This window comes from Streptomyces sp. NPDC031670, assembly GCF_055580545.1.
In genome coordinates, this window is record NZ_JBVILC010000001.1 from 584,330 (window position 1) to 605,490 (window position 21,161).

At 72.9% G+C, this 21,161-nt stretch carries 16 protein-coding genes; 3 read left to right on the plus strand and 13 right to left on the minus strand.

The window, feature by feature from the left end; translation table 11 throughout:
* Nucleotides 1-32 precede the first annotated feature (32 nt).
* The 4 genes from ACZ5ID_RS02615 to ACZ5ID_RS02630 all read right to left on the minus strand — a co-directional run bounded on the left by ACZ5ID_RS02615 (nucleotide 33) and on the right by ACZ5ID_RS02630 (nucleotide 5,833).
* Nucleotides 33-1,556 (minus strand): beta-ketoacyl-[acyl-carrier-protein] synthase family protein, encoded by a 1,524-nt coding sequence (locus tag ACZ5ID_RS02615; RefSeq protein WP_468892734.1) that lies wholly within the window; start codon nucleotides 1,554-1,556, stop codon nucleotides 33-35.
* A gap of 142 nt (nucleotides 1,557-1,698) precedes the next feature.
* Nucleotides 1,699-2,748, minus strand: a complete 1,050-nt coding sequence (locus ACZ5ID_RS02620; protein WP_468892736.1) for a glutathione S-transferase family protein — start codon at nucleotides 2,746-2,748, stop codon at nucleotides 1,699-1,701.
* Between the two features lie 128 nt (nucleotides 2,749-2,876).
* Entirely contained in the window at nucleotides 2,877-4,073 is a 1,197-nt protein-coding gene (locus ACZ5ID_RS02625; protein WP_468892738.1) for a glycoside hydrolase family 64 protein, read from the minus strand.
* A 209-nt stretch (nucleotides 4,074-4,282) separates the two neighbouring features.
* Complete coding sequence (locus ACZ5ID_RS02630) at nucleotides 4,283-5,833, minus strand: FG-GAP-like repeat-containing protein (RefSeq protein ID WP_468892740.1); 1,551 nt, start codon at nucleotides 5,831-5,833, stop codon at nucleotides 4,283-4,285.
* A gap of 282 nt (nucleotides 5,834-6,115) precedes the next feature.
* On the opposite strand from ACZ5ID_RS02630, the gene ACZ5ID_RS02635 reads away from it, so the two are divergent.
* A complete protein-coding gene (locus tag ACZ5ID_RS02635) occupies nucleotides 6,116-6,625 on the plus strand; it encodes an Asp23/Gls24 family envelope stress response protein (RefSeq protein WP_406553737.1) in 510 nt (169 codons plus the stop codon).
* 112 nt (nucleotides 6,626-6,737) lie between these two features.
* Complete coding sequence (locus tag ACZ5ID_RS02640) at nucleotides 6,738-7,454, plus strand: flavodoxin family protein (protein ID WP_468892741.1); 717 nt, start codon at nucleotides 6,738-6,740, stop codon at nucleotides 7,452-7,454.
* Nucleotides 7,455-7,551: 97 nt separating this feature from the next.
* Here ACZ5ID_RS02640 and ACZ5ID_RS02645 read toward each other — a convergent pair whose 3' ends face one another.
* From ACZ5ID_RS02645 to ACZ5ID_RS02675, 7 genes are all read right to left on the minus strand, one after another.
* Nucleotides 7,552-8,781: a cytochrome P450 family protein gene (locus tag ACZ5ID_RS02645; RefSeq protein WP_468892742.1), complete on the minus strand. Its 1,230-nt coding sequence runs from the start codon at nucleotides 8,779-8,781 to the stop codon at nucleotides 7,552-7,554.
* Nucleotides 8,778-10,025, minus strand: coding sequence for a cytochrome P450 (locus tag ACZ5ID_RS02650; RefSeq protein ID WP_468892744.1), 1,248 nt, complete (start codon nucleotides 10,023-10,025; stop codon nucleotides 8,778-8,780). The genes ACZ5ID_RS02645 and ACZ5ID_RS02650 overlap by 4 nt, the downstream gene beginning before the upstream one ends.
* Nucleotides 10,022-10,654, minus strand: coding sequence for a GTP-binding protein (locus ACZ5ID_RS02655; RefSeq protein WP_406557336.1), 633 nt, complete (start codon nucleotides 10,652-10,654; stop codon nucleotides 10,022-10,024). Before ACZ5ID_RS02655 ends, ACZ5ID_RS02650 begins: the two co-directional genes overlap by 4 nt.
* Complete coding sequence (locus ACZ5ID_RS02660; RefSeq protein WP_406557337.1) at nucleotides 10,629-10,988, minus strand: DUF742 domain-containing protein; 360 nt, start codon at nucleotides 10,986-10,988, stop codon at nucleotides 10,629-10,631. The genes ACZ5ID_RS02655 and ACZ5ID_RS02660 overlap by 26 nt, the downstream gene beginning before the upstream one ends.
* Nucleotides 10,985-11,407: a roadblock/LC7 domain-containing protein gene (locus ACZ5ID_RS02665; protein WP_406557338.1), complete on the minus strand. Its 423-nt coding sequence runs from the start codon at nucleotides 11,405-11,407 to the stop codon at nucleotides 10,985-10,987. The genes ACZ5ID_RS02660 and ACZ5ID_RS02665 overlap by 4 nt, the downstream gene beginning before the upstream one ends.
* Complete coding sequence (locus tag ACZ5ID_RS02670) at nucleotides 11,404-12,780, minus strand: ATP-binding protein (RefSeq protein ID WP_468892747.1); 1,377 nt, start codon at nucleotides 12,778-12,780, stop codon at nucleotides 11,404-11,406. The genes ACZ5ID_RS02665 and ACZ5ID_RS02670 overlap by 4 nt, the downstream gene beginning before the upstream one ends.
* Nucleotides 12,781-12,961: 181 nt before the next feature.
* A complete protein-coding gene (locus tag ACZ5ID_RS02675; protein WP_468892748.1) occupies nucleotides 12,962-13,282 on the minus strand; it encodes a hypothetical protein in 321 nt (106 codons plus the stop codon).
* Between the two features lie 185 nt (nucleotides 13,283-13,467).
* Here ACZ5ID_RS02675 and ACZ5ID_RS02680 point away from each other — a divergent pair, with 185 nt between their 5' ends.
* Entirely contained in the window at nucleotides 13,468-13,773 is a 306-nt protein-coding gene (locus ACZ5ID_RS02680; RefSeq protein WP_468892750.1) for a MazG nucleotide pyrophosphohydrolase domain-containing protein, read from the plus strand.
* Here the strand turns inward: ACZ5ID_RS02680 and ACZ5ID_RS02685 are convergent.
* Together ACZ5ID_RS02685 and pulA are read right to left on the minus strand one after the other, a co-directional pair.
* Nucleotides 13,760-15,652, minus strand: a complete 1,893-nt coding sequence (locus tag ACZ5ID_RS02685) for a cellulase family glycosylhydrolase (protein WP_468892752.1) — start codon at nucleotides 15,650-15,652, stop codon at nucleotides 13,760-13,762. The genes ACZ5ID_RS02680 and ACZ5ID_RS02685 overlap by 14 nt on opposite strands.
* Before the next feature lie 76 nt (nucleotides 15,653-15,728).
* Nucleotides 15,729-21,122: a pullulanase-type alpha-1,6-glucosidase gene (gene pulA, locus ACZ5ID_RS02690; protein WP_468892754.1), complete on the minus strand. Its 5,394-nt coding sequence runs from the start codon at nucleotides 21,120-21,122 to the stop codon at nucleotides 15,729-15,731.
* Nucleotides 21,123-21,161 lie beyond the last annotated feature (39 nt).

Sequence of the window (21,161 nt, forward strand, 5' to 3'; positions counted from 1 at the left end):
AGTCCCGCCGGCCCCGCGACGGCCGGCACGCCCTAGCCGATGCTCCGGAAGGCGAGCACCGCGTTGTGCCCGCCGAACCCGAACGAGTCGCTGAGCGCGATGTCCCCGTCCAGCGGCAGGGAGCGCGGGCTGCCGCGTACGACGTCGAGGGCGATCCCGTCCTCGACGTCGTCGCACCCGGCCGTCGGCGGGATCAGTCCGTCCCGCAGCGCCAGGACGGTGGCGACGGCCTCCACCCCGCCCGCGCCGCCCTGGAGGTGGCCGAGCGCGCCCTTGTTGGCGGTGACGGGGACGTCCGGGGTGTGGGCGCCCAGGACCCGGCCCAGCGCCCGCGCCTCGGCCCGGTCCCCCTCCAGGGTGGCGGTGGCGTGGGCGTTGACGTGGACCACGTCCGCCGGGGTGGCGTCGGCGTCCGTGAGGGCCGCCCGCAGCGCGGCCTCGATGCCGCGCCCGCCCGGTTCGGGGGCCGCCATGTGGAAGCCGTCGGCGGACAGCCCCCAGCCGGCCGCCTCGCAGTAGACGCGCGCGCCACGGGCCCGGGCGTGCTCCTCGGCCTCCAGGACGAGGACGCCCGCGCCCTCGCCGAGGACGAACCCGTCCCGCTTCTCGTCGAAGGGGCGGCAGGCGGAGGCCGGTTCCTCGTTGCGGGTGGAAACGGCCCGCATCGCGGCGAAGGCCGCCAGGACGGCCGGGACGATCACGGCTTCGGTGCCGCCCGCCACCACCAGGTCGAGGTGTCCGTCGCGGATGCGGTCCACGGCGCGCCCGATGGCCTCGGTACCGGAGGCGCAGGCCGACACCAGGGTGCTCGCCTCGCCCAGGATGCCGAGGTCGATGGAGATCTGGGCGGCGGCCGAGGACGGCACCAGCATCGGCGCCGTGTGCGGCGAGACCGCGCGCGGGCCGCGCTCCTCCAGCCGCCGCTGGGCCTCGACGAGAACCGGCGCGCCCCCCAGGATCGAGCCCATCGACACGCCGGCGCGGGCGGGCAGCAGTCCGCTGTGCCGGGCGCCCTCCGGGTCGAGGCCCGCGTCGCGCCAGGCCTCACGGGCGGCGAGCAGGGCCAGTTGCGCGGACCGGTTCATCCGGCGCGCCTGGGGCCTGGGCAGCAGCTCGGCCGGGTCCACCGCGGCGCGGGCGGCGAGCCGCACCGGGAGCGCGGCGAACTCCTCGTCGTCGAGCAGGCCGACCGCCGAACGCCCCGAGAGCAGTCCCTGCCAGAGCCCGGACACATCGGGGCCTAGCGGGGTGAGCGCGCCGAGACCGGTCACCACCACCCGCCGCCGGCCCGTCCCCGCGCCCTCGGGCCGCCCGGCCCCGGCGGGGTCGACCCGGCCCGTCCGCACCACCTGGCGCGCGCGCCGGTCGACCAGGCGCTCCTGGTCGGGGCCGCCGCCCAGCGGACGCAGCGCGAGCCGGGTCCGGGCCTCGCCGGCGGGGGCGGTGCGCAGCACGACGTGCCAGCTGTCCACGCCGGTCGCGACTACGTCGCCCGGCATCAGCTCTCCGGTGGTCAGGAGCCAGCACTCCCCGCCCATGACCGACTCTTCGCTCATCGGCGCTTCCCAGTTCGCACACGTGAACGACTTCAGAACCCCACAAGGAACTTACGAAGTCGATAAAGCGATCTGTGAACATCTTGCCCGTGCCACCGGTCCGCGGCCACCGCGAGCCGTCCCGCGCCACGCGCGGGCGGGGTCAGGGACGGCCCGCCTCCGGGATCGCCTCCCCGCGCCGCACCGGCCCGGGCGGGGTGCCGTCCCCGAACGGCCGGCCGCCCAGCTGCTCCCGGTGGTGGGGGGTCAGCCAGCCGGACAGATCCGGGCCGGCGGGCACGATGCCGGTGGGATTGATGGTGGAGTGCACCAGGTAGTAGTGCCGTTTGATGTGGTCGAAGTCGACGGTGTCGCCGAAGCCCGGGGTCTGGAAGAGGTCCCGGGCGTAGGCCCAGAGGACCGGGTCCTCGGCCAGTTTGTTCCGGTTGCACTTGAAGTGCCCGTGGTAGACGGCGTCGAAGCGCACCAGTGTGGTGAACAGCCGGATGTCCGCCTCGGTGATGGTGTCGCCGACCAGGTAGCGGCGGTCCGCCAGGCGCCCGGAGAGCAGGTCGAGCCGGCGGAACACATCGCGGTACGCGGCCTCGTACTCCTGCTGGCCGGTGGCGAAGCCGGCCCGGTAGACCCCGTTGTTGAGGTCGCGGTAGACCCCGTCCATGACCTCGTCGATCTCCTCGCGCGACCGCTCCGGGTAGAGGTCGGGCGCCCCCGGCCGGTGCAGCTCGGTCCACTCGGTGGCGAGGTCGAGGGTAATCTGCTGGAAGTCGTTGGTGACCAGCTCCCCGCTGGGCACGTCCACGATCGCCGGGACGCTGACGCCGCCCGGGTAGCCCGGCTCGCGCGCCTCGTACGCCTCGCTGAGGTAGCGGATGCCGAGCACCGGGTCGCGGCCGTCGGGCTGGAGGGTGAAGCGCCAGCTGCGGTCGTCCTGGATGGGGTCGGCCACCGCGAGCGAGAGCGCGTCGTCGAGGCCCAGGAGGCGCCGGGAGACCAGGGCGCGGCTCGCCCAGGGGCAGGCGCGGCTGACGACGAGCCGGTAGCGGCCGTACTCGACGGGCCAGCCGTCGCGCCCGTCGCGCGTGACGCGGTCCACGAAGTGGCTGTGCGAGCGCTTGAAGGGTTTGCTCCCGTACCCCGCGTTGCCGCCGCTGCCTTCCATTCCCGCCGTGTCGCTCCGCTCGGGGCGGCTCATCCCGGTCTCCTTCCGGCTGGACTCGCGTACTGGCGTACTGCCTGCGAGCCTTCCCCCGGAGCGGGAGATCTCCCACGGGATGAGCCGCCCGGTCGAACGACCGTCCCCCGTCGGGGGCGGGCCGTGGCTTAGCTGAACGGGTCCAGCGTCAGATACGCCTGCCGGGGGTCGCCGTCGTTCACCAGCGACTCGTGGTGGCCCACGTCGTCGAAGGCGAAGGCGTAGGCGCGCCCGTCGGCCATCCGGGCGTGGAGCTCACGGGCGTATTGGTTGGTCACCGCGTCCTGGTAGAAGGCGGCGGACCCGGTGTCCGGCTGGTTGGGGTTGACCAGCAGCGTGGAGCGGTTGTAGCCGGCGCACAGCGTGCGCGAGATCGGTCCGCGCACCAGGTCGTTCGGGGCGTCGAGCAGTTTGTAGCAGCCGAACACGCTGTCGGCGTCGGGCTTCTGGAAGCGCGTGACGACCGCGCCCGCGCTGTTGGTGAAGTCCATCGTGGAGCCGGACACCCGCCCGTAGTACTTGGTGTTCGGCTGGTCCGCGAACGGGGTGACGGTCAGCGTCGAGGTGCTGTACTTCTGCCACACCCGGTTGATGTAGTCGTCGAGCACGCTCCTGGGCAGCGCCCCGGTCTCGATGCCGTGGCCGGGGGAGAGCACCCGCAGGACCGATCCGTCGGGGCGGGTCTGGACGAGGTTCGCCCAGCCGCCCGGCTTTCCCCTGAGCGCGTCGAAGAAGCCGCTGTAGCCGCCGGGCTTCAGGTGCCCGGTCGACCGGACGGTGCCGTCGGCGGCCTTCACCCCGACCGCGTACGGGGCCGAGACCATGTCCACCTGGGTGCTGTTGAGCCACAGCCCGGCGTCGTTGAGGGTGTACTCGGACCAGTTGAAGAGGATGTTCCGGTTCGGGTCGCTCGGGTTCTGCACCGCGGGCTGCACCAGCCCGCCGGTGGTGAGCTTGAAGACGAGCTTCTGACCGTACGAGAAGTAGACGCGTCCGGAGAACTTGGGTATCCGGATGGTCCTCGACTGCCCGTTCGCCGGGCCCGCGATCGAGGCGTCCGGCGCCGGGGTGGGCGGATTGCCCCCGGCCGGCCAGGGGTGGAACGTGCCGTCGGCGTCGGCCCAGCCCTGCTGTCCGGTGGAGAGCAGCGTTCCGAGGTTGTACAGGTAGAGGGGTTCACCGCGGCCGGAGTTGTTGGTCACGGTGAACGGAATGGTCGGCGGCACGGCGGCGGTCGCGGGGGTGGCCGCGCCGGCGGCGGTGAGCCCGGTTGCCAGCAGCACCGCGGCTACCAGGGGTGCGAGCAGCTTTCCTTGGACGGACACGCTCCAACTCCTCATCGGATTCGGCGGTTCACGTGGGGGGCGCCGCGAGGAGGAATCTTCCCTTCCACCTCGTGAGAGCGCTCTCAGAATCGTGGTCCGGACCAGACGTGTCAATGCGTCGCGCGTCAATTCCTTGACGGGAAAGGGGTGTTGGCGGGGCCACACCGTTCATTTGGTGTGGCCCCGCCGGATGGTGCGGGCCGACAGGGCTACGGCCTCGGCGCCGCCGAGACCACCGGCCCCCGGTCGATCCAGCCGCCGTGGCCGTCGCCGCCCGCCCAGGCGCGCACGGACGCCTCGGTGGCCGAGGGACCGGCCAGGATGTAGTCGGCGTTGCCGTCGCCGCTGAAGTCGGCCAGGGACACGCGGTCCGCGTCGGGCGTGGAGCCGGCCGTGATGATGCCCAGGTCGACCCAGCCGCCCCGGGTGTCACCGCCCCGGTTGAGGAAGCCGCGGACCGAACCGTCCTGCCCCACGACGCTGTAGTCCGGGCGGCCGTCGTCGTCGAGGTCGGCGAACCGCACCCGGGACGCGTCGGCCGTCACGCCGGTGGCGACCCGGCCCCAGTCGGTCCAGCCGCCGTGCCCGTCGCCGCCCCGGTTCAGCCGGACCCGTACCTCGCCGGTGGGGCCGAGGGTGACGTAGTCGGCGCGGCCGTCGCCGTCGAAGTCCGCGAACACCACCCGGCCCGCGTCCGCCGTGCCGCCGTCGGTGACGCGCTCCGGCGGCTGCCAGCCGCTGTGGCCCGCGCCGCGCCGCTGGAGCCGCACGGAGACGGCGCCGCCGGTGTCCAGGGTGAGGCAGTCGGCGCGCCCGTCGCCGTCGAAGTCCGCGAAGCGGACCCGGGCCGGGTCGGCGGGCAGGCCATCGAGGACCCGGCCGAGCGGCTGCCAGCCACCGTTTCCGTCGCCGCCCCGGTTGAGGCGGACCAGGACGCCGCCGTGCCCGTCCAGCGTGAAGTGGTCCATGCGGCGGTCGCCGTCGAGGTCGGCCCAGCGCACCGGGTTCGCGCCGCCCGCCTCGGTGCCCGCGCCGAGGGCGGGGCCGCCGGACGCCCACCCCTCGCGCCACGCCGCTTCCAGGGGCTTGAAGAAGGACCAGGCCATCCGCCGGAACCCGGCGTCGTTCGGGTGGAGCTGGTCCAGGAACTCACCCGAGGTCAGCGCGGGCGGCTCCACATAGCGGAACTTGTGCCCGGCCGCGCGCTCGGTCCCCTCCAGCTCCCCGGCCCGTACGTTGAACTCCTCGGCGGGCTTCTCCAGACCGCTCGTGGTGGGGATGAGCCCCATCACGAGGACCGTGACGCCCGGCTTGTCCGCGTAGATCCGGTCGACGAGGGCGGCGAGGCGGTCGGGGGCGTGCGGCAGGTCGATGCCCCGGGCGATGTCGTTGATCCCGATGTGGAGCAGCACGACGTCGGGCCGGGCGCCCGCCATCCAGCCGTCGATGCCGGCGGTGAGCTGGTCGATGACGTAGCCGCTGTGGCCCTCGTTGGAGAAGTCGGCGAAGCTCCCGGAGGCCTTGGAGCCCACGAACCGTACGGTGTAGCGCCTTTCCAGCCGCATGATCTGCCACAGCGGACGGCGGTACGAGGAGAGGGTGGGGCTGCCGCCGCCCCAGGTGATCGAGTCGCCCAGCGGCATCACCCGCAGGACCGGGGCGCCCCTGTGGTCGGCGGCCGAGGGGCTGGCGGGCAGCGTCGCCAGGGAGAGCGCGCCCGTGAGAGCGAGGAGACAGCGGGTCAACCGGATACGTCTCATGATCTTCCTCCAGCCGGAAAGGCGCCGGTGGCACCTTGTCTTGACGGGGCATCAGTTGGCACGGCAGTCATGGGATCACTCCCGACCACCGTCTCGCGCGTTCTTGTACAGCAGGAGAACCCGGCCGGAGCAGCGGACGGCGCCCGTGTTGACGCGCGCTGGACAAATATCGGGGCGAAGAACGCCCCCTTGCCCGCATGACGCGGCGCGCGCACGGTACTCGCAGGACGACAACGCGCGAAGCCCGCGCACCGACTTCCAACCCCCAGGAGGTGGCTTCGGATGACGGAGCCGATCAGCCCGGCCGTGGAGAAGCCCGAGAGCCCCGACATCGACGAATACCGCAGCGGTACTTCGGGCACCACCCTGCAGACCGCGCGCAGCGGCGCGGGTCAGCCACCCGCGACCCGGGGCCGCACGACGATCGCCGGCGGTGTGGTGGAGAAGATCGCCGGACTCGCCGCGCGCGAGGTGCCGGGCATCCACGCGCTGGGCGGCGGGTTCGCCCGTACCATCGGCGCGATGCGCGACCGGGTGCCGCGGGCCCGCGGCGCCTCTGTGAGCAGGGGCGTCAAGGTCGAGGTCGGTGAACGGCAGACCGCGATCGACCTGGACGTGGTGGTGGAGTACGGCGTGAGCATCACGGCGGTCGCGGCCGAGGTGCGCGAGAACGTCATCGCGGCGGTGGAGCGGATGACCGGTCTGGAGGTCGTGGAGGTCAACATCTCCGTCGACGACGTCCATCTGCCCGACGACGGCGCCTCCGAGGGCTCCGAGGTCCGCGTGCAGTAGCCGGTGTGCGGGGCCGCCGGGGCCCGGCTCATTCGTTCGGGGCCGCCGAGGTGGCCCGGCGGCCCCCTGCCCGGAAGGCTGGGCAGGACTCCCACCGCCCCGAGGAGAGCCGATGGCCCCGACGCCGTACCGCTACGACGACCTGCGCGCCCTCTACGTCAACTGCACGCTCAAGCGCTCCCCCGAGGTCAGCAACACCGAGGGGCTGATCGACCGCAGCCGCGCGGTGCTGGAGGGGAACGGCGTCACGACGGAGGTGGTCCGCGCCGTGGACCACGACATCGCGACCGGCGTCTGGCCCGACATGCGCGAGCACGGCTGGGAGAGCGACGCCTGGCCGGAGCTGTACGCCCAGGTGATGGCGGCCGACATCCTGGTGCTCTGCGGCCCCATCTGGCTGGGCGACAACAGCTCGGTCGCCAAACGGGTGGTGGAGCGGCTCTACGCCTGCTCCAGCCTGCTCAACGAACAGGGGCAGTACGCCTATTACGGCCGGGTGGGCGGCTGTCTCATCACCGGGAACGAGGACGGCGTCAAGCACTGCGCCATGAACCTGCTCTACAGCCTCCAGCACCTCGGCTACACCATCGCGCCGCAGGCCGACGCGGGGTGGATCGGTGAGGCCGGGCCGGGGCCGTCCTATCTGGACCCGGGCTCCGGCGGCCCCGAGAACGACTTCACCAACCGCAACACGTCCTTCATGAGCTGGAACCTGATGCACCTGGCGGCCATGCTCAAACAGGCGGGCGGCATCCCCGCCCTCGGCAACCAGCGCTCGGCGTGGGACGCGGGCTGCCGCGACGACTTCCCCAACCCCGAGCACCGGTGAGCGGGGGCGGACTCCCGGCGGCGCGCCCGTTCAGATCGTCCGAAACCGAGCGGTACGGCGCCGCCGGGCGGGCCCCATGGGGCCCGCCGCAGCCGGCTCAGCAGGTCCGGACGGGGATCTCCCGGTAGCCGAAGGCGATGAACGAGGGCACCTGGCTCAGCTCGTCCGGCTTCGCCGCCGGGCTCAGGCCGGGGAAGCGGTCGAAGAGGGCGGGCAGCGCGGTGAGCGCCTCCATCCGGGCCAGCGGCGCGCCGATGCAGCGGTGCACGCCGATGCCGAAGGCCAGGTGGTCGTCGGCGGCGCGGGTGGCGTCGAAGGACCCGGCGTCCTCGCCGTAGTGGGCCGGGTCGTGGCCGGCCGCGGCATAGGTGGTGACGATGGCGTCGCCCGCCGGGATGGTGACCCCGTCGACGGTGATGTCGCTGACCGCGAACCGCAGCGGCAGGGTGGCGATGGACGGGTGGACGCGCAGCACCTCGTCGATCACGTTGTCCCAGCTGATCTCGCCGGAGCGGACCGCGGCGAGCTGGTCGGGGTGGTGGAGCAGGTCGACGACGGCGTTGCCGATGAGGTTGACGGTCGTCTCGAAGCCGGCGCCTATGACGAGCAGCAGCGTGTAGACGAGCTCCTCGTTGCTGAGCCGGTCGCCGTCCTCGTCGCGGACCTTGATCAGCTCGGTGGTCATGTCGTCGCCGGGCACCTCGCTCTTGAAGGCGATGAGCGCGGGCAGCACATAGGCGATCTGCTTCTGGACGGACTCGGCGTGCTCGGGGCTCGGGTCCGAGGTGTCCATGATGGCCGCGATCAGCCGGGCCATGTCCTTGACCAGGTAGCCGGGGACACCGAACAGTTCGCAGATCAGCCGCATCGGCAGGGGGTGGGCGTAGGCGGCCTTCAGATCGACCGTCTCGCCGGAGGCGCCCGCCTCGGCCAGCGAGTCGAGCAGTTCGGCGGTGATCTGCTCCACCCGGGCGCGCATCGCCTCGGTGCGGCGGGCGGTGAAGCTGGGGGCGACCAGCTTGCGCAGCCGGGTGTGGTCGGGCCCGTAGGTGGAGAGCATGTTGATCACACCGACCCAGCCCAGGATCCAGCCCCAGTCGGGGTGCTCCCCCAGCTCGGACCAGAGCCCCCAGTGCTGCCGCGGGTCCTTGCTGACCCGGGGGTCCAGGATGAGGGACTTGAGGGTGTCGTAACGGGTGGGCGCCCAGGCGGGGATCCCCCCCGGCAGCTCGACGGGCACCACCGGGCCGAGGGCGCGCAGCCTGGCGCTCTCGGCGGGGATGTCGGCGCCGAACGGGTCGAGGGGCACTCGCGTGGACGGGGTCATGCTCGTTCTCCTGGCTGGTCGGGGGTGCGCGGAGTGAAGCGGACGGGCAGCGACGTGAGCGAACGGTGGAACGGGCCGGGGCGCCAGGTCAGGCGAGCGCGCTCGGTGGTGGGGTCGAGGTCGGGCAGCCACTGGGTGAGCCGCTCGATGGCCTCGGTGGCGATGAGCAGGGTGTGCTGCTTGACCGGGCAGCCGTGGTTGCCGGCGGACCAGGACAGGTGCGAGGCGTCGTGCGGGTGGTGCGCCCCGGCGAACTCGTGCTCGGCGAAGTGGCCGATGGCGCCGTAGGAGACGACCACCGGCACGGCGGCCTGGATCCACACGCCGTGGAAGCTCAGCGACCGGCGGGCGAAGTGGATGCCGTAGTTGGAGAGCGGGGTCTCGTACCGCAGCACCTCGGCGACGGCGTCCGCGACCGGACGCGAGCCGCTGGTCAGGGTCGAGTAGTAGGCGGGGTTGCCGAGGATGCGCGAGAGCGCGTTGGAGACGAGGTTGGCGGTGGGCTCGTGGCCCGCGCCGAGGGTGAGGAAGACCTGCCAGGTGACCTCCTCGGGGGTCAGCCCGGCCGGGTGGTCCAGGAGGCGGCTGGTGAGGTCGTCGCCGCGCCGCTCGCTCTTGGCGGCGATGAGTTCGAGGACGTAGCGGCCGTACTCGGCCTCGCCGTGGGCGGCCCGCTCGCCGCCCTCCATCATCTGGCCGAGCGCGTCGTTGAGCCGGCCGCTCTCGCTGTCGGGCAGGCCGAAGAGGTTGTTGAAGACCAGCGCCATCAGTGGCCGGGCGAAGTCGGTGACGAGGTCGGCCCGCCCGGCCGGCCCGAACCGGTTCACCAGGATGTCCACCGCCCGGTGCACCCGCTCGCGCAGGTCGTGCGGCTCGACCAGGTCGAAGGCGTCCAGCAGGGTCCGCCGGTAGCGGATGTGGGCGTCACCGTCCGCGAAGAGGGCGTTGGGCCGCCAGCGCATCATGCCGAGGACCGGCGAGTCCGCGGCGACCGTGGTCTCCCAGGGCCGGGGGTCGTGGGACCAGGTGTCGCTGTCGTGCAGCAGGTCGAGCGCGGCCCGCCGGTCGGTGACGACGTACGCGGGGACGCCCGGGGCGAGTTCGGCCCAGCCGACGGGTCCCTGGGCGCGCAGCGCCGCGTAGTAGGCGTGCGGGTCGGCGGCGAACCCGTCCTCCCACAACCGCACCGGCGCGGAGAGCGAGAAGGCGGCTGCGGGGGCGGGATAGGCGGGGTGGGCGTTCACCGGGTCTCCGGGCGGTTGCGGGCGATCAGGTGCTGGACGAGCGCGAGGAGGGCGTCGATGGAGGAGTTGGTGTCGCGCGCGTCGCACGTCACCATCGGGGTGCCGGCCTCCAGGTCGAGGGCGCGGCGCAGTTGCTCCTCGGTGTACGGGCGGGAGTCGGGGAAGGTGTTGAGCGCGACCGCGTACGGCAGTCCGGTCTCCTCCACCAGGCCGAGCACGTCGAAGGAGTCGTCGATGCGGCGGGTGTCCACCAGGACCAGCGCGCCGAGCGCCCCGTAGGCGATGTCCGCCCACAGTGAGCGGAAACGTTCCTGTCCGGGGGTGCCGAAGAGGTAGAGGACCACTCCCCCGCCCAGGCTGATCCGTCCGAAGTCGATGGCGACCGTGGTGGTGGTCTTGTCCCGGACCCCGGCGAGGTCGTCCACCGTGGCGGACGCCTCGCTCAGGTGTTCCTCGGTGTGCAGCGGGCGGATCTCGGAGACCGAGTCGATCAGGGTGGTCTTGCCCACCCCGAACGGGCCCGCGACCAGGATCTTCACCAGCTCGCGCGCGGTGTCGGGCAGATGGATCCCACGGGCCCCGGCGGCGCCGGTGGGGCCGGGGCTACTGCTTGAGGGCGCGGAGGCCATCGGCCACTCTCTTCAACAGATCGGGGGCGGGCAGGGCGGCGACGGGAATGGGCGGACGGGCGCTCACCAGCCCCTGGTCGATCAGGGCGGCGGCGAGCACCCGCACGGCGGAGACCGGCAGTTCGAGCAGCGCCGCCGTCTCCACGACGGTGAGCGAGCCGCCGTCCAGCACGTCCAGCAGGGCGTGCTGGGCGGCGGGCAGTCCGGCGGGCTCCGGGCCGCCCCCGCCGGTCAGCACCGACAGCCGCTCCAGGCTGTTGCGGCTGGGCCGGGCGACTCCACCGGTGGACAGATAGGCGGGAACCAGCGGACGGCCGCCGCGGCGGCCCGTCATGCGTGGGTGGCGCCGTCGGCTCCGCGCGGCGCCGCCGCCATGGTCTTCTCACCGAGCCGGGCCACCTGGGAGTGGACGCGGTGGGCGAGCAGGTCGAGCCGGACCTCCGGGTCGCCGAAGGCGGCCACACAGGTGCCGTGGGCGGTCGGCGCGACCAGGATGTAGCCGTGGTCGGACTCGATGACGACCTGACGGATACGGGCGTCCTCCTGGTCCGCGAAGGCCGCCGCCGCGGTGCGGCAGGCGCCCTGCACGGTGCTCATGATGGCGGCCGTGCGCTCGGCGGACGCCTGGGACAGGGCCTGGGTGTAGCCGGAGACGAGACCGTCCCGGGTGAGCAGGACGGCGGCCTGGACGTGCGGGATCTCCAGGATCGCGTCCAGCACCCACGCCGTCTCGCCGGTAGTGCCGCTGGTCATCGCGGTTCGTTCCCTTCGGTGGGGGCGGCGGAGCGGGCCGCGGCGGTACCGGACTGCAGTGCGCCGAGCGCGGCGGCCGACTCCTCGGGGGTACGGGCGGGCGCCGCGGCCGTCTCGGCGGGCAGCGCGGCCCGGGTGCGGCGGCGCCGCTGGGGCAGCGCGTCGCCGTCGGGCGCGGACTCATGGGTGGGGGCACCGGTGGCGTACACGGCGGCGGGCCGGGGCGCGGGGGGCACGACGGGCTCCAGGACGTGCTCCGGGACCGGCTGCGCCTCGGGCGTGCGCGTGGAGCGGGGGGCCGCCGCGGCGGGCCGCCGGTGGGCCGGGTCGATCCGGCTCAGCAGATGGCTCTTGACCAGCAGCACCGCGCGTACGCCACCGTAGGGCGACGGCGAGGAGAGGTCCACCGAGAGGTCGAACTGCCGGGTGAGCTGGCCGATCGCGGCCAGTCCCATCCGGGGCGGGTCGCCGAGCTCGGAGAGCAGGATCGCCTCGGTGCCGGCCACCATCCGCTGGGCGTAGGCGCGCTCGTCGCGGCTCATGCCGACCCCGGCGTCGTCGATGGTGACCGAGACGCCGTGGTGGGCGCGTTCGAGGTTGACGACGACCTCGGTGTCCGGGGCGGAGTGGCGCAGCGCGTTGTCGAGCAGCTCGGCCACGATGATCGCGACGGGCTCGACGGCGTGCGAGACGAGCGCGGTGCCCGGCTCCAGGTGGTTGTGGACACGCACCCGGTGGTAGCCCACCAGCCGGGACTGACCACCCGTCACCGCGTCCACCAGGTGCGACTCCTCGCGGGCCAGACCGACCCAGGCGCCGCAGACCACGGCGGTGACCTGGGCGCGCCGCAGCGACTGCTCGTTCTCGTGGTCGAGGGCGAAGAGCGTCTGGGCTAGTTCCGGGTCGTCGTAGCGCTGCTGGAGGCCGCGCAGGTGGTCCTGGAGGCGGTAGAGCCCGGCCTGGATCTCCCGGGTGGCTCCGCGCATGCCCGCGCGGGCGGCGGCGTCGACCCGCTTGCGCTCCTGCGCCACGGCGGTGGTGACCCCTTCGAGGACGCCGTCCAGGCCCGCGCCGAGCTCGGTGCCGGCGAGGTCCGGGTGGAGCGGGCCGGGCACCTGCACGTGCGGATGCGCGGCCCGCATCGCCTCGGCCGGGACGCGGCGCTGGGCGAGATGGGCGACCTCCGCGGCGTACGCCCGTGCGACGCGGGCCACTTCGGCGCGGGCGCCCTCCCCCTGGGAGCGCAGCTCGGCGATCTCCTCCCGCTGCCGGGCCGCCCGGCGCCGCGAGCGCAGCAGCCCGCCCCCCAGCACGAACGCGGACAGGGTCCCGGCCGCCAGGCCTCCGGCGGCCAGGTCCGGTATCTCAATCATCTGATGGGCCTTCGGGGGAGATCGGAAGAAGGGCATGTGAACGGCCGCCCCGGGAGGCGAACGTGGCCAGTACACACTGTCATTGACCGGTCCCGCACTGTTTTACACGAAGATCCTTTCGAACCTGAACGCGGGAGTCCGATTCTTTATGAAACGTCGGAGTGTCAGCGCGGGCCCGCGCTCAGGGACTGTTGAAGAAATCGCGGACCCGGTAGCGGCGCCGCCGCCCCGGGCCGTCGTACCCGCCGTCGTCCTCGTCGTCGTCCGGGTGGTGCAGCACCGTCCAGCTCACCGCCGAGACGGCCGGTTCCAACGACAGCCTGCTCACCGCCTCTTCGAGGAGGCTGTCCTCGCGGCGCTCGGTGGTGAGTTCGGCGGTCACCGTCACCATGCCGGAGACGATCTGGGCGGCCACCCGGGAGCCGTCGTAGCCGCTGGTGCTGGTGGCGTCGACGAAGCCGTACGTCGAGAGCAGCACGAAGAGCGCGGACCCCGCCGCCACCAGCGCGTTGGTCCGCGTTGGCGGCCGTGTGCCACTCGTTGAGCATGTTCCGTACTCCTCGCCGTCTGCCTGTCCCCCTCCTATCGGCCACCGGCGCCCCGGTGTTGAACCGGTTCGGCGAGTGGGCCCCGTTCGGCGCTCGTTAGGCTGGACGGACACCGCCGCACGGACCGCTCGGAGGAGTCTTGGACATCCGGACCGCACAGGAGCAGGCCTGGGCGAACAAGATCGAGAAGGGGTTCAACGTCACCGATGTGCCCCTGGAGTTCGGTCTGCTCACGGCCGAGGTGAGCGAGGCGTTCACGGCCTGGCGCAAACGGCTTCCCGACCTCGGGGAGGAGCTGGCCGACGTCTTCCTCTACCTGGTGGCGCTGGCCGAGATGAACGGCGTGGACCTCGACGACGAGGTCGCCCGCAAACTGGAGAAGAACCGCCGCCGCACGTACGCGCGCGACGAGCGCGGCGCCCTGGTCCGGGTCACCGAGGGCTGAGAACCCCGCGGGCCCAGGTGTGGGCCGCCGCCCAGGAGGCGAGTTCGGCGCGGGCGGCGCTCAGCAGTTCGGCGGACGGATCGGTGGCGCCGTCGGTGATCAGCGCGAAGTGGACGCCGCCCGGGTCGGGTGCGGTGAGCAGCAGCCGTCGGCTGCCGGTGCCGCCCGGCTCGGGTGCCACGGCGACGGGGGTGTGCGCCGAGTAGACGGGCGGGCCGCAGACCGCGCCGAGATCGGAGACGACGGTGGTGGTGGCGTACGAGGCCGGAAGATGGAGCTCGGTGGGCGCGGCCACGCCGCTGGAGCGCCACAGGAGCACGCCGTAACGGCCGCCGCCGACGAGCCGGGCCACCTGTGGAAGCGAGGCCGGGACGGGGTTCCAGGTCTGGGTGGTGGAGCCGTCGCGGGAACGGTCCTCGTAGGTGAAGGCGAGCACCCGGCCCGCCGTGGCCGAGGGGTAGAGCCGGTCGAGGAGACGGGCGTCCTGGCGCAGCACGGGCGTGCCCGAGTCGTCGCGGCGCACGGCCGAGAGGTCCTCGTCGTTCCAGGCGTCGCCGGCGGTCAGGACCTTGCCGGGGTTGCCGTTCATGAGCTCGTGGTGGCGTCCGCTGTACAGGTCCCACTGCCACTGGGTGCCGGACAGGACGGGCCCCGACGCCGACGGGTCCGACCACCAGGCGGCCCCCGCCAGACGGGAGTCCAGCCCCTGGTACATCGCCTTGAGGACACTGGGGGCCTTGTCGGCGACGGTTCCGGAGAGCGGATGGCCGAACTCGCCGACGACCGCGGCCGTGCTCGCGGCGGCTGCCCGGTCGCGCACGGCGCCGAGGTCGCGCGCGTACTGGCCGTCGCCCGCCTTGCCCCACATGAAGACGCCCGAGATCGCCTTCTGGTCGTAGAAGTGGGTGTTGAACACATAGCGCGGCCCGAGGCCGCCCGCGTCGAGCAGACCGCCCTCCTGGCGCTGGAAGTCGATGTTGGCGTTCCAGAAGAGGTTGGGCTCCACATACGCGGGCTTGGCCTGCCAGCCCGCCGCGTCCATCCGGGCCCGGAAGCGGGTGTAGAACGGCCAGAGCACATCACGCTCCCAGGCGCGGCTGGTCTGCCCGCTGTCGTAACTGCCCGCGTGCGGTTCGTTGTACGGGTCGAATCCGGCGACGGCCGCGAACTCCTCGGCGGTGAGGTGCTGGGCCAGGTAGCCCAGGGTGGCCTGGGCGGTGGCCAGGAAGGCGTCCTGGATGCCGCGCGCGTTGTGCCAGAAGTCGTGGGCGGCGCGCTCGACGGCCTCGTTCTGGGTGATGTTCTGGCCCCAGAACAGGCAGATCCCGCAGGACTCGTGCGGATAGCCGCCGTCCGCGACGGCCCAGGCGGGAGCGCCGTCGCCGGTGTACCAGCTGCCGGTGTCGAAGAGGTGGCGGGAGAACAGGTCCTGGTGGAAGTCGGGCAGCACCCGGACCCCGGCGTCGAGGAAGGCCCGCATCTGCTCGGTGACGGCCGCGAGATACCCCTGGTCCACCTGGCCGCGGACGGGTTCGGCGGACGCCCAGGAGAGCAGGAACCGTACGGTGTTGGCGCCGCCCAGCGCGCGTACGGCGGTCGCGGCGGCGCGGGCGTCGGCGACCGAGGCGAACGGCAGTCCGCCGTGTTCGGCCAGCTTGGTCTCACCGGAGACGTTGTAGCCGCGCAGCACCACCTCGCGGCCGAGCCCGTCGACCAGGCGCCCGTCCTCGACGGTGAGCGCGGAGGCGGTGGCGCCGTCGAACCACTGGGCGCCGGGGAGCCCGTCGGCCCCGGAGGCCGGGGTGCCCGTGCCCCCCGCCCCGAGGAGCGCGGCGAGCAGGACGAGGACCCCGAACGGACGCGCCCACGACTTTGGCATGCCCATCACCATCGTGGCGGCCCGGAGCACAGTCAACACTCCGGGCCGCCGCCCCTCGCGGCGGACCCGCGGCCCGCTACCGGCCGGTGAACACCGCCACCGTCCGCCCCGGGACGGTGAAGGTGCCCGAACCCTCCTCGTACGAGGCCGACCTGACCGTGGCGTCACCGCCCGCCGCCTGCACCGGGTGGAGCGCGTACCCGTGGCCCGCCAGGGCCGCGACCCGCTGGTTCTGCCGGTCCGGCGTCGCGTTGAAGACCACCACCAGAGCGCCGAGCCGCATGGTGATCACGCCCGGTGTCTCGTCCTTTCCGGAGAGCGGGAAGGAGAGCGCCGACTGCACCTGCGCCGCGGTGGCCAGTTGGAACGCCGGGTCGGTCGCACGGATCTTCAGCAGGTCACGGTAGGCGGCCGAGGCCCCGGTGATCTCCGCACAGCCCGCAGTGAGCGAAGGAACCGTCAACAGGGGCTTGGCGTACGCCCACTTGGACCGGTTGTCGGCCGCCGGAGGCAGCCCGCGGCCGAAGCCGTTGCCGTCCCGGCAGTCCCAGTGGATCGCGTTGAACCAGTCGCCGCTGTCGAAGGAGTTGCGGTCCAGCGACTTGGAGCGCAGCAGGTCCGTACCGGCCTGGGAGAGCGCCGGGCCCTGCGACAGCGTGGCGGTCGCCAGCGCGAGCACCTGCATCCTGGCCCGGTCGGTGCCCGAAGTGGTGCGCGGCAGCTTGAAGGCGAGCGCGTCGTAGAGCGACTCGTTGTCGTGCGCGTCGGTGTACGCGAGCGCGTCACCGGGAGCCCGCGCGTACCCGGCCGGGGCGCCGTTGTAGTCGACGTCCGCGCCCTTGACCGTACGGCCGGAGGTGTCGGTGAAGGTGTACGCGGCCAGGTTGCCGGAGAGGCCGACCTTGATGAGGTCCTGGTAGTGCAGCAGCCGGGCCCGCTGCTCGGCCGGGGTGCCGTTGGCCGCCGAGGAGTTGGGGTCGGTGTACAGGCCCGAGGCGAAGCCCTGGACGCCCGGGTCCTCGTCGAAGGGGCCGCCGCCGCGCACCGCGTCGCGCGCCCGGTCCGAGAAGGTCGCGATGCCGGTGCCCGCCATGTTCTTCTGGGTCGCCTGGACGAACCGGGCGTCGTCGGCGACCTCGCCGAAGTTCCAGCCCTCCCCGTACAGGACGATCTTCTTCCCGTCGACGCCGTCCCTGGCGGGCGTCAGCGCGTCGAGCGCCTCGCGGACCGCGAGGATGTTGGCCTTGGGGTGGTGGCCCATGAGGTCGAAGCGGAAGCCGTCGACCTTGTACTGCCGGGCCCAGGTGACCACCGAGTCCACGACGAGCTTGCCCATCATCACGTTCTCCGGCGCGGTGTCGGCGCAGCAGGTGGAGGTGGCCACCGTGCCGTCGTCGAGGAGGCGCTGGTAGTAGCCGGGCACGATTTTGTCGAGGACCGACTTGTCGGCCTGGCCGCTCGCCACGGTGTGGTTGTAGACCACGTCCATCACCGTGCGCAGCCCGGCGCCGTTGAGGCCCTGGACCATCTGCCGGAACTCGACCGTGCGCCGGGTCCCCTCGGGGTCGCTCGCGTAGGAGCCCTCGGGCACGGTGTAGTGCAGCGGGTCGTACCCCCAGTTGTAGGCGTCCTTGGCGGCGGTCTTCGCCACGCACGCCTGCTGTTCGGGCGAGTCCGGCGCATACACCTTGAGGTCGCAGCCGGGGACGGCCCGGTCGGACTTCTTCTCGGGGACGGTGCCGATGTCGAAGGCGGGGAGGAGGTGGACGTAGGAGGTCCCGGAGCGGGCGAGCTCCTTGAGGTGTTTCATGCCGTCCGAGCCGGTGTCCGTGAACGCCAGGTACTGGCCGGGGTGGCGGGAGGTGGGGTCGGCGACCGAGAAGTCGCGGATGTGGAGCTCCTGGATCTGTGCGGCGCGCAGCGGTACGGCCGCGGGCTTGCGCAGGGTGGCCCAGCCCCCGGGGGCGAGCCGGGGGTCGGCGAGGTCGACGACGAGGCTGCGGGCCGAGTCGGTGGTCAGGGCGGTGGAGTACGGGTCGGTGACCAGGTTGGTGACGACCTTCTGGACGCTGGGCGCCCACACCGTCACGGCGTACCGGTACGGCTTGCCCGACCAGCCGCGGCGGCCCGTCACCGACCAGACGCCGGTGGCGTCGTCGCGGCGCATGGCGACGGTCCGGCCGTCGAGTTCGAGGGCGACCCGCCGGGCGGTGGGTGCCCAGAGGGAGAGGGTGGGGCGACCGCCGGAGAAGACCGGGCCGAGGGCGGCCTTTCCGGCGCGGGCGCCGTACAGGTCGTCGAGGACGCCCTGGGTCTGGACGCCGGTGGCGGCGAGCAGGGCGCCGTTGGCGAGGCGCTGGGTGGCGACGACCTGCCCGGTGAGGGCCCGGCCGATCCGGTCGCGGTCGCGCGGGTCGACGGTGAAGGCCGCGTACTTCGCGAGTTGCGGGAACCGGGCCTTCTGCGCGTCGGTGAGGCCGCCGGGCACGGGGGTGAGGCGCAGCCAGTGGCCCTCGCCGGTGAGGACGCCGTCCTTGACGGCGAGGCCGCCGTCCGGCGCGTACACCAGCTGGTGGCTCGCGGCCGTGCCGCCCGTGTTCCAGGCGACGGTGTACCGGTCGATCCACTGCGCCCGCGACTTCGTCAGGTCGAGGTCGGCGGCGGAGCCGGACCCCATGGGCAGCAGGTACTTCTCGACCCCGCCCAGGAGCCACACCTCGTGCCCGTACGCGGAGAGGTCCAGTGTGCGGTCGGAGCCGAACTCCTTGGTGTCACCGTTGTGGAGGATGTAGCTGAGGCTTGCGGCGCCCTCCTTCAGCGGCACCTCGAAGACCGCGCCGAAGGCGTCGGTGCGCACCGGGGGAAGCGGCTTGGACCAGTCGGTGGGCGCCGCGGCGCCGGTCCAGGTGTGGATGCCCCAGCCGCTGTAGTCGCCGTCGGCGCGCCGGTAGTGGATCACGGCCCTGGTGGTGTCCTGCGGCGGATGGGCGCCGGCGGGCGGCGAGGTGAGGAGCGCGTCCTTGCCCTGCTCGACCCAGACCTCCCCGGTGCGGCCCACGTCGATGGTGCGGTCGGCGGTGACGTCCTTGGTGCCGTCCTTGTCGATGACGAGGAACCCGACGCTGGAGGCGCCCGGCTTCAGCTTGACGTACGCGAACGCGCCGTAGGCGTCGCGGCCGGTGAAGGCGTGGCCCGCGGGCCAGGTGGTGGACTCGCCGTCGGCGAGGTCGCCCCAGGCGTAGAGCCGCCAGTCGGTGTAGTCGCCCGCCGGGCGCTTGTAGTGGACCACGGCGTAGTCGCGCCGGGAGGCGGTGGGCGCCGGGTCGGGCGCGGGGGTGCCGCTCGTGGTCAGGGCGGTCGCGCTCGCGGTGCGCCCGGCCGAGTCGACGACGACGGCCTTGTAGCGCAGGGGCGTTCCGGTCGCGAGGGTCGCGGGCAGGTGCTGGACGACCTTGTACGGGGCGTGGTCGGCGGAGCCGAGGACCTGCCACCGGCCGGTGCCGGTCTGGGCGGCGAACACCACCCGGTTCAACTGGCCGCCGTCGGCGTCGGCCGTGATCTCGACGTCTCCGGTGGCGCCCGCGGCCGGGGCCGTCAGGGTGAGCGAGGGCCGTGCGGCGGGCGCGCCCAGCGGCCCGGCGGCCTGGTAGACGACGGCGGAGAGGGCGGGGACCCGTACCGAGACGCGGCGGTCGGCGCCGCTGGTGAGTGTGCCGGTGGCGCCGTAGATGCCGGTGAACGCGGCGTCGGCGGAGCCGGTCGCGAACGTGGCGCTCTTCTCCTCGGTGGCGTTGTTGACCGCCACGACGTACTCGGTCCCGGTCCCGGCGTCGGTGCGGGAGAAGGCGTAGATGCCCTTGCCCGGCGCCGCGTACCGCTCCGTCTGCACCCCGTCGGCGAGCGCCGGGTGCTGCCGGCGGAGCTTGGAGAGAGCGGCGATCGCCTTGTAGAGCGGGTGCTCCGGATCGAAAGCGCTGCTCGCGTGCGTACGGCCGGTGCCGATCTGCGGGTCGTCCAGATAGTCCGCGACCTTGGACGGGAACATCGTCTGCCGGGCGTCCTTGTCGCCTCCCGACCCCGTGAAGCCCTGCTCGTCGCCGTAGTAGACGACGGGGTTGCCCCGGCTGAGGAACATCAGCTCATGGGCGAGCCGGTCGCGGCGCAGCAGTTCGGCGGCGTCGGCCTTCGGGTTGTCCTGGACGAGGAAGCTCCCGATCCGGCCCATGTCGTGGTTGCCGAGGAAGGTCACCTGCTCATAGGCGTTGGCCTTGTCGGTGGTGTAGCGGTAGTCCTGCCCCAGGGCCGCGCCCAGGTCCGCCGCCGAGCCGCCCTGCGAGACATAGCCGCGCATCGCCTGCTGGTAGGGGAAGTCCAGGGTCGCGTCCAGCCTGCCCCGTCTGACGTACGGAGAGGTCACGGACGGGTCGGCGGAGTACACCTCGCCGTAGATGAAGAAGTCCGGGCGTCCGCGCTTGGCCGCGTAGGCGTCGAGCGCGGTCGCCCACTGGGTCCAGAAGTCCAGGTCGACGTGTTTGACCGTGTCGACGCGGAAGCCGTCCACGTCGAAGTCCTTCACCCACTTCTCGTAGATCTTCTCCATGCCCCGCACGACCTCGGGCCGCTCGGTCCACAGGTCGTCGAGGCCGGAGAAGTCGCCGTACTCCGCGCTCTCCCCGGCGAAGGTCGAGTCGCCCCGGTTGTGGTAGAGCGTGGGGTCGTTGAGCCAGGCCGGGACCTTGGTGTCCTTCTCGGCGGCGGGCACGGCCGGGGTGTACGGGAAGGAGCCGGGGCCGACGGCCGGGAAGCCCTTGCCGCCGGCCGCGTAGGCGCTGTCGTCGAAGGGCACGCCGTCCTTGGTCAGATACGGGAACGCGCCCTTGGAGAGGTACGCCGAGCTCTGCTCGCGGTGGCCCACGACGTCGGCGGTGTGGTTGGTGATGACGTCGAAGAAGACCTTCATGCCCTTGGCGTGGGCCTTGTGGATCAGCCGGGCCAGGTCGGCGTTGGTGCCGAAGTGCGGGTCGACCTGGGTGAAGTCGGTGATCCAGTAGCCGTGGTACCCCGCGCTCTGGTCCGCGCCCGTGCCCTGGACCGGCTTGTTCTTGAAGATCGGCGCCAGCCAGATCGCGGTGCTGCCCAGCCCCTTGATGTAGTCCAGCTTCCCCGTCAGGCCCTTGAGGTCGCCGCCCTGGTAGAAGCCCTTGTCGGCCGGGTCGTAGCCGGTCACCGAGCGGCCACCGGTCAGGCCGCCCCGGTTGTTGGCGCTGTCGCCGTCCGCGAACCGGTCCGGCAGCACGAAGTAGGGCTGCTCCCGGGTGAGTTCGTGGCGGGCGGGCTCGGCGGCGAGTTTGGCGTCGGACGGCGGGGCCGGGGGCGCGGTGGGCGCCGGATGCGCCGCGGGCGCGGCCGACGCCAGCAGCGCGAGGGCCACGGCGGCGGTGACGGCGGTTCGGCGCGGAGAGCCGATCACGGACCTACTCCTTCTTCGGGGGGACTACGGGTACGGGCG

Excerpts from the sequence above, each read along its gene's own strand:
- ACZ5ID_RS02615 (WP_468892734.1), bottom strand. The coding sequence starts at position 1,556 with ATGAGCGAAGAGTCGGTCATGGGCGGGGAGTGCTGGCTCCTGACCACC.
- ACZ5ID_RS02620 (WP_468892736.1), bottom strand. The coding sequence starts at position 2,748 with ATGAGCCGCCCCGAGCGGAGCGACACGGCGGGAATGGAAGGCAGCGGC.
- ACZ5ID_RS02630 (WP_468892740.1), bottom strand. The coding sequence starts at position 5,833 with ATGAGACGTATCCGGTTGACCCGCTGTCTCCTCGCTCTCACGGGCGCG.
- ACZ5ID_RS02635 (WP_406553737.1), top strand. The coding sequence starts at position 6,116 with ATGACGGAGCCGATCAGCCCGGCCGTGGAGAAGCCCGAGAGCCCCGAC.
- ACZ5ID_RS02640 (WP_468892741.1), top strand. The coding sequence starts at position 6,738 with ATGGCCCCGACGCCGTACCGCTACGACGACCTGCGCGCCCTCTACGTC.
- ACZ5ID_RS02645 (WP_468892742.1), bottom strand. The coding sequence starts at position 8,781 with ATGACCCCGTCCACGCGAGTGCCCCTCGACCCGTTCGGCGCCGACATC.
- ACZ5ID_RS02655 (WP_406557336.1), bottom strand. The coding sequence starts at position 10,654 with ATGGCCTCCGCGCCCTCAAGCAGTAGCCCCGGCCCCACCGGCGCCGCC.
- ACZ5ID_RS02660 (WP_406557337.1), bottom strand. The coding sequence starts at position 10,988 with ATGACGGGCCGCCGCGGCGGCCGTCCGCTGGTTCCCGCCTATCTGTCC.
- ACZ5ID_RS02665 (WP_406557338.1), bottom strand. The coding sequence starts at position 11,407 with ATGACCAGCGGCACTACCGGCGAGACGGCGTGGGTGCTGGACGCGATC.
- ACZ5ID_RS02670 (WP_468892747.1), bottom strand. The coding sequence starts at position 12,780 with ATGATTGAGATACCGGACCTGGCCGCCGGAGGCCTGGCGGCCGGGACC.
- ACZ5ID_RS02685 (WP_468892752.1), bottom strand. The coding sequence starts at position 15,652 with ATGCCAAAGTCGTGGGCGCGTCCGTTCGGGGTCCTCGTCCTGCTCGCC.